We start from the raw sequence: 13,130 nt of genomic DNA on the forward strand, positions 1-13,130 counted from the left end.
CCCACACCATAGCACCAGCTTAGTGTGGGAGTATGTTACTCAACCTTCTTCCTTTTTCCTTATTCCTTCAAGTTTATTTTTTCCACAGGAGCAATAGATTATGACCACAACTACAAGGTTTAATTCTTATCTGATGGGCAACTTCGCCCCAGTGAGTGAAGAAATTACCTCTGATAACTTAGAAATCAAAGGCGAACTTCCTAGAGATTTGTCAGGAATGTATGTTCGTAATGGCCCTAACCCTCAATTTACCCCTCTAGGTAAATATGACTGGATGGATGGTGATGGAATGCTGCATGGAGTGAGAATTAGTGGTGGTAAGGCAGAATATAGAAATCGTTATGTGCGGACAGGAGGTTTTGAAGTTGAACGAGATTTGGGTCATGCGGTCTGGAGTGGAAGATTAGAACCGCCTCAAGTTTGTAATCCTTACGGGCCGTATAAAAATGTATCTAACAGTAGTGTAAGTTATCACAATGGCAAATTATTAGCTTTTTGGGAAGCAGGGTTGCCTTACGCAGTTGAAGTTCCTAGTTTAGAAACAATTGGTCCATATTTGTGCGATGGTTACTTGGATTCTACTTTCACTTCTCATCCGAAAGTCGATCCTATGACTGGAGAATTAATATTTTTTGGTTACGCTCTTGATGCGCCTCCTTATTTAAAGTATGGGGTGATTTCTAGTAATGGTGAGTTGCTACAAATAGTACCTATTAATATACCCGTGGCCAGCGGGCCACATGACTTTGCCATTACAAAAAATTATACTATTTTGATAGATTTACCATTGAGATTCCGTCCAGAACGAGTAGAGCAAGGTTTACCTGGTTGGATTTTTGAGAAGGGAGTGCCAAGTCGGTTTGGTATTTTGCCTCGGTATGGAAATAATGAAGATATTCAATGGTTTGAAGCTCTTCCTTGCTATATCAATCATGTTTTGAATGCTTATGAAGATGGGGATGAGGTAATACTGTATGGTTGTCGGATGAGTTCAACTCATTCCTATGCTAGTAACTTTAGAGGTAGAGACCCTGATGAGAATATTCCTCGAATGTATGGTTGGGCATTTAATCTCAAGACTGGTGCTGTGAGAGAGGGAATGTTAGATAAAAGACCATCGGAGTTTCCTTCTATTAATCATCGTTTTGTCGGACGAGAGATGCGTTATGGTTACACTTCTAGGATGGCTTCACTGCAACCCTTGTTTGATGGGATTATTAAGTATGATTTTTATACTGGTAGGTCAATAACCCATGATTTTCAGGAACAACGTTACGGGGGTGCTGTAACATTTGCGCCGAGAATAGGTGCTATTGATGAGGATGATGGTTGGTTACTAACGTTTGTGTATGATGAGAAAGATAAACGTTCTGAGTTATTGGTAATAGATGCTCAGAATATGAGAGAAGATCCTGTGGCACGAGTTATGTTACCTCAGAGAGTTCCTTATGGTTTTCATGGCACTTGGATATCTGAGATGCAATTGATAAATAGGGCTTGTTGAAAAAGTTTTTTTAAGGAGTAGGGGAGTTAGGGGAGTGAGGGAGTAGGGGAGTGGGGTCAATTTATCGTCAAGGGAGAAAAATTGTATCCTTTGAAATTTTGAAATTTCGTACATCTTGCTAGAGTTAGTTAACCAAAAAGATAGAGTTTTAAATATTTTCTGGCGACAATGAATTAGCCCTGCTCTACAAAAGTGACTCCTAAATTCAGCAATTCTGACTTCTGGCTACTGACTCCTAATTTGAGGCAGACAAGAGCCAAAAAATCACTCTGACAATTCTTCCTACCACCTACTCTATAATTCTCCGTCCTTCGTGACATACTCCCACACTAAGCTGACGCTATAGTGTGGGCTTCTCGTTTCGTAGCCCCGGTATCCCGTCGGGCTCCACGAGCTTTAAGGACGGAATGCCCTACCGCCCTATTTTTTATATTTATTGCTGCATTTAAGTCGCGGTCTATGACAATACCGCAGTGTGGGCAAGAATGAGTTCGTATGTTTAATTCTTTCGGGACTTTTCCACCGCAATTCGAGCAATCTTGGCTGGTATTTTGAGGATTCACTGCTATAGTTTTCACCTCCAGCATTTTCGGCTTTGACAGTTAAAATAGTTAGAAATTGTCCCCAGCCAGCATCATTAATTGATTTACTCAAACGAGTCTTTGCTAGCCCTTTAATGTTTAAATTTGCCTCCGGCACGCCGCTCCGCGTCTACATAGGCGATAACTTCGGCTTTTGATAATAATTCATTAGCTTTTTTGAAATGAAAGTCTTTACGTTTATCGGCTACCTTTTTGTGTTGTTTCGCTACAGATAGAAGAGCTTTTAACCATCTTTTGCTACCTTTCTTTTTACGAGATAAACGTTTCTGTAGAGTCTTTAATCGCTGCTGAGATTTTCGGTAGTATTGAGGAATCGGGACTGATTCTCCTTCACTTGTTACTAAGAATTCCTTCAACCCCATATCAATTCCCAGAGTATTTTTTAATGTAGGTTCCACTTTAGTTGTTAAAGCTGGAACCGATCTGTCTTCTAGGGATAAAGTTACATAATAACCATCTGCTTTACGACTAATTGTTACTGTTTTAATTTGAAAACCATCAGGTAACTGTCGATGTTTAATCAACTTAATGTTGCCTATTTTTGGCAAATTAATTTGATTTCCTTCAATACAGTTTTGTTTGATTTGAGGATAAGTAAAACTACGATAACGTCCTTTTCCTTTAAACCTTGGTTTTCCTAATTTCTGCCCATTTTTGTCTGCTGTCAACCATCTATCAAAGGCAAGTTTAACCCGTTTTATGCAATCTTGACATACCTGAGAGTGAATTAGTTTGTACTCAGGAAACTTGTCTTTGGTATTGACCAAATCTCGTTTTTGAGAGTAATAATTTGGATTATCTCTTAGTTGAGGAATTGGCATCACTAAAGGGCAAGCGTTAACTGGACAACGGTTTTCTGACCACCATGAAAACCTTTCACCCAACCGATAGTTGTACTGCCGACGCAACGATTCCAACCACAATTCTATTGTGGCTATTTGTTCTTTGTTGGGCCTTAATTTATATTGGTAGGCAGTGCGCATGGTGGAAATTTTCTGGGGTTATTGCAATATCATAATACAAGTTTTTCAACTAGGGCGAAGGTTTTTGCTGAGATATCATGCAAATTGAATCGGCATCGAACCCATTCAATTGGCCGCCGATTCATCTGGTCGCCAAATCACAGATTATGGCGTGAGGCTCAAGGGCGATCTAGCTAACTCCTGAGGACTGACTCCTAATTATTTAGTCCAACGATTTTGACTTTGTTCTAGATGTTCTATTGACATCCTCCCGACGCTGCACTTGCGTGACAGCGCGGGATTCCCTAGCATCACTGTTAGGGGCTTTCTGCTTCAATGCACCCGTATATGCGAGATTTACTCTCAGAAGGTCTTACGGTCGCTCCACAGACTGACACTGCGAGTCCCGCAGCCTTCTTGGTGGGCGTTCCCTTGCGTCTGACGCCGACGCGGGTTCCCATCCGCAAAATATTTATACTTGCGTTGATATCCCGGTCATGGTGAGTAGCACATTCAGGACAATCCCACTCTCTAATATTGAGAGGCAATTTTTCTACTACATGACCACAATTAGAACAGCGCTTGGAACTAGGGAAGTATCGGTCAATTTTGACTAACTTCCGTCCATACCAATCAGCCTTGTATTCTAACACTTTGGAAAAAGTAAGGCAGAAGGCAGGAGGCAGCTATGCTGTTTGCACAGCATTCCGTAGGAAAGGCAGAAGGAAAGAAAAGGTTAGAAGAGAGAAAGTTTTTTGATTGCGCTTTCCATTCAATGCAGGCATAAAATTCTGGAATATCCCCAGATAATTCCCACTTTCTTCCTACTGACTCCTGACTCCTAACTCCTAAATTATTTAGTCCAACGATTTTGACTTTGCTCTAAATGTTCTAATAATTCTTGTTTATTCAAAGAAGGTTTTTACAAATCAAGCCTTGGCAAACTAACCCTACAGAATTTTTGGGTAAATCTGTTTCAACTTTATAAATAGTAGTAGGAAAATACTGAGTAATTAAACTAGATATTTCTGCTTCAGAGGTTCTAACTAAGGTTTGATTTCTATACCAGTCAAGGGCAATAAATAAACTTGGGCAAGCTTGAGGAGATTGTTTCATTATGCTGCTAAAAGCTGTTAAAGCTGACTCAGCTCGGTCGAGATAATATAATTCTTCGGTTAGCAAAGATAGACGTACTAAATTAGCAACTGCTATGCCATTTGCTGCGGGAATTGCATTGTCTATATAGTTCCGTTCTCGTAATATTAATTCTCCACTAACGTCGCTCGGTGAATTGTAATAACCTGCTGCTTCTAAACTCCATAAAAATTTATCAAATTCATCTTGTAATTTTACGGCTGTTTCTAGCCAATAATTAGTATTTGATGAAGTAATAGAAGCCTGTTGTAAGTCTAGCAAAGCTTTTATAAATAAAGCACAGTCTTCCACTTTGGAAAAAGTAAGGCAGAAGACAGAAGGAAAGAAAAGGTTAGAAGGGAGAAAGTTTTTTGATTGCGCTTTCCATTCAATGCAGCCATAAAATGCTGGAATATCCCCTGATAATTCCTACTTTCTTCCTACTGACTCCCAACTTCTGACTCCTGAGGGCTGACTCGTAATTATTTAGTCCAACGATTTTGACTTTGCTCTAAATGTTCTAATAATTCTTGTTTATTCAAAGAAGGTTTTTTACAAATCAAGCCTTGGCAAACTAACCCTACAGAATTTTTGGGTAAATCTGTTTCAACTTTATAAATAGTAGTAGGAAAATACTGAGTAATTAAACTAGATATTTCTGCTTCAGAGGTTCTAACTAAGGTTTGATTTCTATACCAGTCAAGGGCAATAAATAAACTTGGGCAAGCTTGAGGAGATTGTTTCATTATGCTGCTAAAAGCTGTTAAAGCTGACTCAGCTCGGTCGAGATAATATAATTCTTCGGTTAGCAAAGATAGACGTACTAAATTAGCAACTGCTATGCCATTTGCTGCGGGAGTTGCATTATCAATGTAATTACGTTCTCGTAATATTAATTCTCCACTAACGTCGCTCGGTGAATTGTAATAACCTGATGCTTCTAAACTCCATAAAAATTTATCAAATTCATCTTGTAATTTTACTGCTGTTTCTAGCCAATAATTAGTATTTGATGAAGTAATAGAAGCCTGTTGTAAGTCTAGCAAAGCTTTTATAAATAAAGCATAGTCTTCTGACTGTGCCATTACTGCCACTTTACCTTCATAATTTAATCGATGAAAACGTTGGTCAACCCACTGATTTTTGATGATGAAATTAGCAGCATTAACGGCTAATTCTAGATATTCTGAATTGTTAAATACTGTGGCTGATCGTGCTAACCCAGAAATCATTAAACTATTCCAAGCAACAATCATTTTAGTGTCTGTTACTGCCGGAATTCTACCAGGCCAATTATTATTTTTTGCTTCTTGATTATTGGTTGCTGGTTGGAAAGTTTCTACAGAAAAAGGTTTGGCTCCATACCGTAATTCAAACAGTTTAGATAGGGAATTTTCTAGAGTTTCACTTAACTCTCCTACTTGCTTTCTTTGTAAGACAATTTTTCCCTCGAAATTTCCTGTAGATGTTATGAAAAATTGTTCTGATAGTTCAGATAATTCTTCTGAGGTTAATAATTTTTCTAATTCTTGATAATTCCAAATATAGAATGCACCTTCTTCCGGTTCAGCTTCATCTGGAGTGGTAAAACTATCAGCATCTTGAGCAGCATAAAAAAATCCGTCTGGTGCAGTCATTTCTCGTTTTAGCCAATTTATTGTGCCAATAATTCCTCGTTTAAAAGCTGGTTCTTGATGTCCTGCACTCCATAAATTAGCTAAATATTCAACAATTTGACCGTTATCGTAGAGCATTTTTTCAAAGTGGGGAACTGTCCAAGTTGCATCTACTGTATAACGATGAAAACCTCCGGCAACATGGTCATAAATTCCTCCTAATGACAGATGTAATCCTCGTTGTAAACAAATTTGATTACCATCATATTGAGATTCAAAATTAAACTTTGTTCCTTGTAATGCTGCTTGTCCATAAGGTATCATGGGAAAGCTTTGTTGAGAGTAGCGATCGCTGATAATTGCGGTACTAACTTCTAAACCTTTTTGCAGTATTTCTTGGCTTAAATCTTCTGCTTCTGGTAATAAAACTGATTTTCTTAATCCCTCTAACATTTCGGATTTTAAGTCGTTAAGTTTATTTTTTCAATGTCATAAAATCCCCTAATTTTTTGCAAAACTTCTAAAAATCCTGGTCGTCCATAACGAGGTTCAACAGGGAAATAAGTTCCACCAACAAAAGGTGTTAAATCATCAGGAGTTAAGAATATATTTAACGGCCAACCACCCTGTCCTGTTAACATTTGTAATGCTTGCATATAGATACTATCTACATCAGGTCGTTCTTCTCGATCTACTTTTATTGGTAAAAATTTTTCATTCAAATATTGGGCGATTTTTTCATCAGAAAAAGCTTCTCCTTCCATAACGGTACACCAATGACAACTTGAATAACCAATTGATAGAAAAATTGGTTTATCTTCTCGCCGTGCAGTTTCTAAAGCTTCTTCACTCCACGGCCACCAATCTACAGGATTTTCTGCGTGTTTGCGGAGATAAAGACTTTGAGATTTAGCTAAACGATTGGTCATTTTTTCTTACTCCCTAGTTATTGTTAATACTGTCAATTATTCTGGTACTTTGAAAAGTAGATGATTAACATTTCCGCAGATTATAACGTATTTATGATTTTTGGGGCTTGATTTGGATAAAGTATTATGATTAAATTTCAATATTCATTCTTTATTTACTAAACAAAATTCTTTGAATTAATTGATATTTCATTCTTTTTTATTGTCGCTTGAAAAGGTGGATGAAAAAGAATTGATTCACATTTTTTATTTTATTCAATAATTAATTATGAATGTTCAATTGTCACTTATACCTAAAAGGAAGAGGATTATTATAATCAAATAAATTGTTGATTTTTTGTTTGAAAAACAATATTAATTACCGAATAATTAATCATTAATCATTATTAATTAAATAATTAGGGTTAAAAGCCTCCCCTTTCAAGGGGAAAATAAAGAAATAATATTTCCTTATGTTCAATTCCGTACGGAATTAAATAAAAGGAAATATCCTAGCACTTTTCTCTTGGTCGATTGGATATGGCGAGGAGACCTCGCCATCCCTCGACCGCTTTTTTCCCTTAAAAGGGAGGCTTCAAGGCGCGAATTATTTAATTATTAATTATTAATTATTCGGTAATTTGAGTTATCAGTTATCCGTTGTAATCCAGGAACTATACCCTTTTGACGTAACAGCCTCTTTCTATCTATATTTTAGTAATCGTAATTTATCTTTCTATTTACTCTCAAAAATTATCAATATTTCATTAATTGATAATTGATAATAGATAATTGATAATTACCTCGGGTTTTAACCGCTACGGAATTGAATAAAAGGAAATATCCTAGCACTTTTCTCTTGGTCGATTGGATATGGCGAGGAGACCTCGCCATCCCTCGACCGCTTTTTTCCCTTAAAGGGGAGGCTTCAAGGCGCGAATTATTTAATTATTAATTATTAATTATTCGGTAATTTGAGTTATCAGTTATCCGTTGTAATCCAGGAACTATACCCTTTTGACGTAACAGCCTCTTTCTATCTATATTTAAGGGTATTTTTTGCTGCTGTTTTGTCTAAGTCCTGATAAGATAAATCAAATCTTAACTATATATTAGTAATCGTAATTTATCTTTCTATTTACTCTCAAAAATCATCAATATTTCATTAATTGATAATTGATAATGGATAATTGATAATTACCTCTGGTTAAAACCGCTACGGAATTGAAAATAAGGAGATATTATTTCTTTATTTTCCTCTTAAAAGGGTCGGCTTTAAACCAGAATTATTTAATGATTAATAATTAATAATTCGGTAATGCCAATGACCAAAAGCAATGCGATACTTGTGAAACACTTCAATTATTAAGTAAATGATGCAAGAAAAATCATTTTTGTAATTATTATTAGCTAGTTAGCATTGATTATTATGATGTTAACTTCTCCCTGTAAGGACGTTGTATGCAACGTCACTACCTACTTATCCTTCTGGAAGTCTACCCTTTTAAGGAGATAAAAAAAGAGGGTGCATCTCATATTTACAAAAATACTTTTTCCTATATATTCTCTGTTGTCTTTCGGAGCTGTTGCCTGTTGCCTAAAAGCGATAAATTTTTGGCTTTATTCAGAATTGAGATGCACCTAAACAAAGATAATTTCGTATTTTCTTGCCTCCTTATTGCAGAGGTACTGTTAACTGATAACTGAAATGACTTCCAATTTTTTCCTTCCTCAATAATTTATGAATTACTCAAGAAGAAACTTCCATAAAATTGCTATCCAATTTTCTTTAGGAGCAGGAATAGCTCCAATTTTATCAAAATATCTAAATCTGAACTTGTCAGAAAATTTATTAGAGAATAAAGTCAAAGAATTTTTTGCTTATCTCGACCCAGAGATTGATTTATTAATTCCTACATATTTGGGAAATGACCAAAGAAGATTCTATGGTCGTGGTACACCAGATAATTTTCAAGTTCTAGATAAGTTTAAATTAGGAACAGGTGTAACTTATGTAGGTAAAACTAGAAAAGTTTGGAGTGGAGCTGGATGGACTGGACAACCAACTGTTACTAAAGACCGTGGAAAAACTTATTTAGTTATTGGAGGTTATGACTATATTTTACGCAAAATAGATGCTGCTAATAATCAGGAAGTTTGGCAATATAAATTTGATGATGTGATTAAAGGTTCGAGTACGGTTTATATTGATGAAACTGCCAATGAAGAGAATCGTATTGTGATTTTACAAGGCAGTAGAACTGGGAGACCAAAAAAAGGAATTGCTCCTAGTTTTCGTGCTATTTCTTTTAGGACAGGGAAAGAAATTTGGCAACTAGATATTAGAAAAACTCGTAGTTATAGTCGCGATAATGATAGTTCTGCTTTGTTATTGGAAAATAATTTAATTTTCAATGCTGGGGAAAATGCTATTGGTTATTTTATAAATAGTTCTGTTAATAGAGCTAAAATCAAATCTGCTATTCTACAGCCAGAAGTATTATCAGAAATTAAACTTTATGTAGATAGCGATGTTAAAAGACAAGGGGGAAATATTGTCTCTGAATCATCTCCTGCTAGATTGGGTAATAGAATTTTTTTAGCAGCAGGTTCCGGGCATATTTATGGTATTGATATAGAGAGTAAAAAGATAGTTTGGGATTTTTATACAGGTTCAGATTTAGATGGTACTGTTGCTATTTCTAAAAGTGGTAAATTATTTTGTGCGATTGAAAAACAATTTATTCCTGGAAATGGTGGGGTGGTGAAATTAAACCCTAATCAAAAAAATCAGGAAAGTGTAGAATGGTTTTTGCCTACAGGTAATATTAAATTTAATAGTTGGTTAGGAGGTATTATTGGGTCGGTAGCTTTGAATGATGAATATAATAATTATGGTGAATTTCCGGCTTTATTTGCTACTAATGCTATTGATGGATATCTATATATTGGTTCCCAAGATTTAACTACAGGAAATAAAGTTAAAGGACCTTTGAAAAAGTTTAGTTATGATACTCCTCTAATTGTGTTTAAGCAGAAAATTGGTCCCTCAATTTCAACGCCAATTTTTACTGATGGAAATAAACTGGTAACTGCTGGATATAACGGGGTTTATATATTTAATTTGAATTGGGAATTTGCGAAACCTGGTGAGCAAAATGTTTTACCTAATGCTCAAGGAGAATTTTTCCGTTTAATAGTAGAGGAAGCTGGCAAATTTACGGGTAAAGTGTCTTTTGAATCTACCCCTGTTGTATGGGATGGAATTATTAGAATTTGCGGTAGGGATGGTTGGTTATATAGTTTTGGTTAAAATTTAGGAAGATAGAAAAAGTGAGAGAGAAAAAGAGTGAATTTATACTTACCGAAAAATTAGGATTTAAGCATCGCTTTTCTAGGTCTACTTTTTATTAATCGAAATAGTAATTCATTTCCTATCATATGATTAGTTTAGATAAGAATTATGAAAGTTATATTTAGGGTTTGCTGAAAAAGTCTTTTGGTAAGGGGAAGAGTCAGGATAAATGGGAATTATAGAGGAGGTAGTTGGATATTTTTTCCCTTGATTTTTCTGTACTTGTCTGCCTAAAATACTCACTTTTTGTAGCTCTGAGGCACCGAAAACCAGGCACTTTTTTCGACAGTAAAAAGACTAAAGCCTTTATCTTTCAATGCTTTTAAATTTAATCAGCAAGACCTATTTAAGTATCGTATCGATCCGTAGGGAAACTAGAATTGGATTAAAAACTATTACAGGTAAAGTTATTACTGCTTGTGGAGTTAAACCCATTGGTTTATATCAATGCTTATTTGAATATTTATGGCTTTATAGTTTAGTTAAACCAAAAATAGGAGATTCTTTTTGATGAATTTAGTCATTTATATGAAATACAAAAATTGTGCAAATATACGAATCTCCCCATCTCCCCATCTCCTAATTTACCTATCAATCTTTGGTAGCAAACATTAAAGTATTTCATATTAGATACCCCTTGCGTTGAAAAATTTTTAGAGATTTTTTCTCAAATTTATCCTGATGAAATACACATTCTTCAGCTAGATAACGGCCTTATATCATGTCCGGTTGAACAGTGATAAATAAATAACTACGGAGTCCTCAGGAGTCAAACCACCCCTAACCCCGACCGTGGAGGGGACCCACCCCTAACCCCGACCGTGGAGGGGACCCACTAACCCCGACCGTGGAGGGGAGTAGGGGAGTAGGGGAGTAGAGGAACAGGAAAGTAATTTTTTTGCCCAACGATGTGCCTAAAATGGTAACATGCATGAGCATGAACAGCTGAAAACCAAGGTATTTCAGACCTAAAAATGCTAAAAGCTCTATCTGTAAAAGCTTTTAGATTTATTCAGCAAACCCTAATTAAAAAAATATTGAAAAATTGTGTCTTTAATTCTTTTGATTGATCACGAAAAATCTTGATAAATATATTAGCTGGATTTAGTAAAAAGACATTGATTCTATTACTGAATATGATTTTATTATTGAAGCATTATCTGTAATTTGAATTTATAAAAATGCTATAAAAACACCAATTATGAGCTACAAAAACTGTTGATAACTCAAGCTAAAATACTTCATATATAGAGCAGTTTTCAGAAGCTTATAACATACCATTACAACAGTCATTTCACGATTTAAATCAGACATATAAAAACTTTTTAAATCAACTAAAAGGCAAGATGAAAGGTAGAGCCATTAAACTGCAAAAATAGGTAGTAACTTATAATATTGGAGAAGTTCTTTGTAAGCATAATTTTCAGCTTTTTTTTGTACCATTCTTATTAAAAAAATGGTATAATAATTAACATTTTTCCTACAAAATGCTCCGCAGATAGAGGAGCTTTACTATCGAAAGTTAAGTAAGTTATTATCTAAGACAACTCAAGATTTCCTTGGTCATGCTACCCAAACAAAACGATATGAAAAAGCCAGGTTTAGAATAGCCAAACTTTCCTACGGAATGCTGTGCAAATGTAAGCATTCAGCTCTTAGCAGTCAGCTATCAGCAAATAATGAATAATTTCTTATAAGCTTAAAGAAGCATAATTTAACAGTAAGTTTTAATTCTATCCAAATTTATCAATTGCATTTTTCAATTGCTTTTACCTCTTCTGATCGTCAATAGCTGAAGTCCGCAGTTCCGACCTAGGAAGCTAGCTAAAAGCTGACTGCTGAATGCTTACGTGCAAATATGTCAAACTGAAAGATATAAAGACAGATTTTCTATATAAATTGTCTACTAAAATTATTAACGAAAATCTATCAAATCTGCTGTAAGTTTCATAGCTTCATTCAGCAACGCCCTAGTTTAGTTTCTATTGGGATGCTAGGAGCCATAATTTATTAACAGAGGAATTTATATAAATTTGGGAACTATAAGTATATAAACGTTCAGACTGTCGTCGTTGCAGATTTTTTAATTTGTGAAATGTGACAAAATTTGAATAACTTAAACATACCAAAATTCCTAATCCTATAGCAAATATCTTTTTTGAATAAAGCCAAAAATTTATCGCTTTTAGGCAACAGCTCCGAAAGGCAACAGAGAATAGAGAATAGAGAATAGAGAATAGAGAATAGGGAATAGGGAATAGGGAATATATAGGAAAAAAGTATTTTTGCTTGCTATGAGATGTACCCTGGTTAAAATTCAGAAAAAGGGAAGAAGCTAGAGATAAAAAGAGTGAATTTATACTGAAAGAAAAATTAGGATTCAAGCCTCGCTATTTTATATAATTGATATTACCGAAAAATTGTGATATAAAGCCTCTCCTTTTAAGGGGATAAAAAGAAAAAATTTCCTTTGAGTCAATCCTATCCGTTTTAAAGGAGAGGTAATTCTAAATTCTAAATTCTAAATTCTAAATTCTTGAATGACTCAGTCTTAAATAGTAATAAAAGTTTCTGTCTTGGTATTGCAATATATAACGGTTATCTAATAGCTTGATATTATTATAAACTTGTAAATTTTCTTGAAACATTGGGTCAGAATCTTTGAGTTCTATCAATTCTATTCTCACTTTTTTTCTACTTCTCGTAATTCATTTAATGTTTGGGGTAATTGCCAAATTACTTGAGTTGGATAATTAGCGATCGCTAGATAAAAGTTTTTTTCTGATATTACTACTTGTGGTTGAATTTGCAATTTTGAAATAACTTTTTGCACCCGCGAACTATAAGTATATAAACGTTCAGACTGTCGTCGTTGGAGATTTTTTAATTTGTGAAATGTGACAAAATTTGAATAACTTAAACACACCAAAATTCCTAATCCTATAGCAAATATCTTTTTAGTTGGTAATTGTGAAGTTAATAACCATAAACTTGCCACTGATAATATTGCCATTAATGGAGAAAAAACTGCCAACCCTCGAATCCCCAT

At 35.0% G+C, this 13,130-nt stretch carries 7 protein-coding genes and 2 pseudogenes; 3 read left to right on the forward strand and 6 right to left on the reverse strand.

What is annotated here, in order from left to right:
* Positions 1 to 100 precede the first annotated feature (100 nt).
* Positions 101 to 1,504 carry a carotenoid oxygenase family protein gene (locus SAGCYANO_RS26590; protein ID WP_202222825.1) on the forward strand — a complete coding sequence of 468 codons (1,404 nt, stop codon included), beginning with the start codon at positions 101 to 103 and terminating at the stop codon, positions 1,502 to 1,504.
* Positions 1,505 to 1,833: 329 nt separating this feature from the next.
* Here SAGCYANO_RS26590 and SAGCYANO_RS50695 read toward each other — a convergent pair whose 3' ends face one another.
* The 5 genes and pseudogenes from SAGCYANO_RS50695 to SAGCYANO_RS26610 all read right to left on the reverse strand — a co-directional run bounded on the left by SAGCYANO_RS50695 (position 1,834) and on the right by SAGCYANO_RS26610 (position 6,747).
* On the reverse strand, positions 1,834 to 2,082 hold the full coding sequence (locus SAGCYANO_RS50695) for a zinc ribbon domain-containing protein (protein WP_375340000.1): 249 nt from the start codon (positions 2,080 to 2,082) through the stop codon (positions 1,834 to 1,836).
* A gap of 95 nt (positions 2,083 to 2,177) precedes the next feature.
* Complete coding sequence (locus tag SAGCYANO_RS26595) at positions 2,178 to 3,089, reverse strand: RNA-guided endonuclease InsQ/TnpB family protein (protein WP_375340001.1); 912 nt, start codon at positions 3,087 to 3,089, stop codon at positions 2,178 to 2,180.
* A 296-nt stretch (positions 3,090 to 3,385) separates the two neighbouring features.
* Positions 3,386 to 3,727, reverse strand: a pseudogene (locus tag SAGCYANO_RS26600) (zinc ribbon domain-containing protein); the annotation flags it as partial.
* A gap of 250 nt (positions 3,728 to 3,977) precedes the next feature.
* Positions 3,978 to 4,484, reverse strand: coding sequence for a thioredoxin domain-containing protein (locus SAGCYANO_RS26605; RefSeq protein ID WP_202222826.1), 507 nt, complete (start codon positions 4,482 to 4,484; stop codon positions 3,978 to 3,980).
* Between the two features lie 200 nt (positions 4,485 to 4,684).
* Positions 4,685 to 6,747, reverse strand: a pseudogene (locus SAGCYANO_RS26610) (thioredoxin domain-containing protein).
* Positions 6,748 to 8,467: 1,720 nt separating this feature from the next.
* Here SAGCYANO_RS26610 and SAGCYANO_RS26615 point away from each other — a divergent pair.
* On the forward strand, positions 8,468 to 10,039 hold the full coding sequence (locus SAGCYANO_RS26615; protein WP_202222827.1) for a PQQ-binding-like beta-propeller repeat protein: 1,572 nt from the start codon (positions 8,468 to 8,470) through the stop codon (positions 10,037 to 10,039).
* 358 nt (positions 10,040 to 10,397) lie between these two features.
* Positions 10,398 to 10,592: a hypothetical protein gene (locus SAGCYANO_RS26620; RefSeq protein ID WP_202222828.1), complete on the forward strand. Its 195-nt coding sequence runs from the start codon at positions 10,398 to 10,400 to the stop codon at positions 10,590 to 10,592.
* A 2,172-nt stretch (positions 10,593 to 12,764) separates the two neighbouring features.
* Here the strand turns inward: SAGCYANO_RS26620 and SAGCYANO_RS26625 are convergent.
* A complete protein-coding gene (locus SAGCYANO_RS26625; RefSeq protein ID WP_202222829.1) occupies positions 12,765 to 13,130 on the reverse strand; it encodes a hypothetical protein in 366 nt (121 codons plus the stop codon).

The sequence above is a fragment of the Okeania sp. KiyG1 genome (assembly GCF_014132355.1).
GTDB lineage: Bacteria > Cyanobacteriota > Cyanobacteriia > Cyanobacteriales > Microcoleaceae > Okeania.

Excerpts from the sequence above, each read along its gene's own strand:
- SAGCYANO_RS26590 (WP_202222825.1), top strand. The coding sequence starts at position 101 with ATGACCACAACTACAAGGTTTAATTCTTATCTGATGGGCAACTTCGCC.
- SAGCYANO_RS26595 (WP_375340001.1), bottom strand. The coding sequence starts at position 3,089 with ATGCGCACTGCCTACCAATATAAATTAAGGCCCAACAAAGAACAAATA.
- SAGCYANO_RS26615 (WP_202222827.1), top strand. The coding sequence starts at position 8,468 with ATGAATTACTCAAGAAGAAACTTCCATAAAATTGCTATCCAATTTTCT.
- SAGCYANO_RS26620 (WP_202222828.1), top strand. The coding sequence starts at position 10,398 with ATGCTTTTAAATTTAATCAGCAAGACCTATTTAAGTATCGTATCGATC.
- SAGCYANO_RS26625 (WP_202222829.1), bottom strand. The coding sequence starts at position 13,130 with ATGGGGATTCGAGGGTTGGCAGTTTTTTCTCCATTAATGGCAATATTA.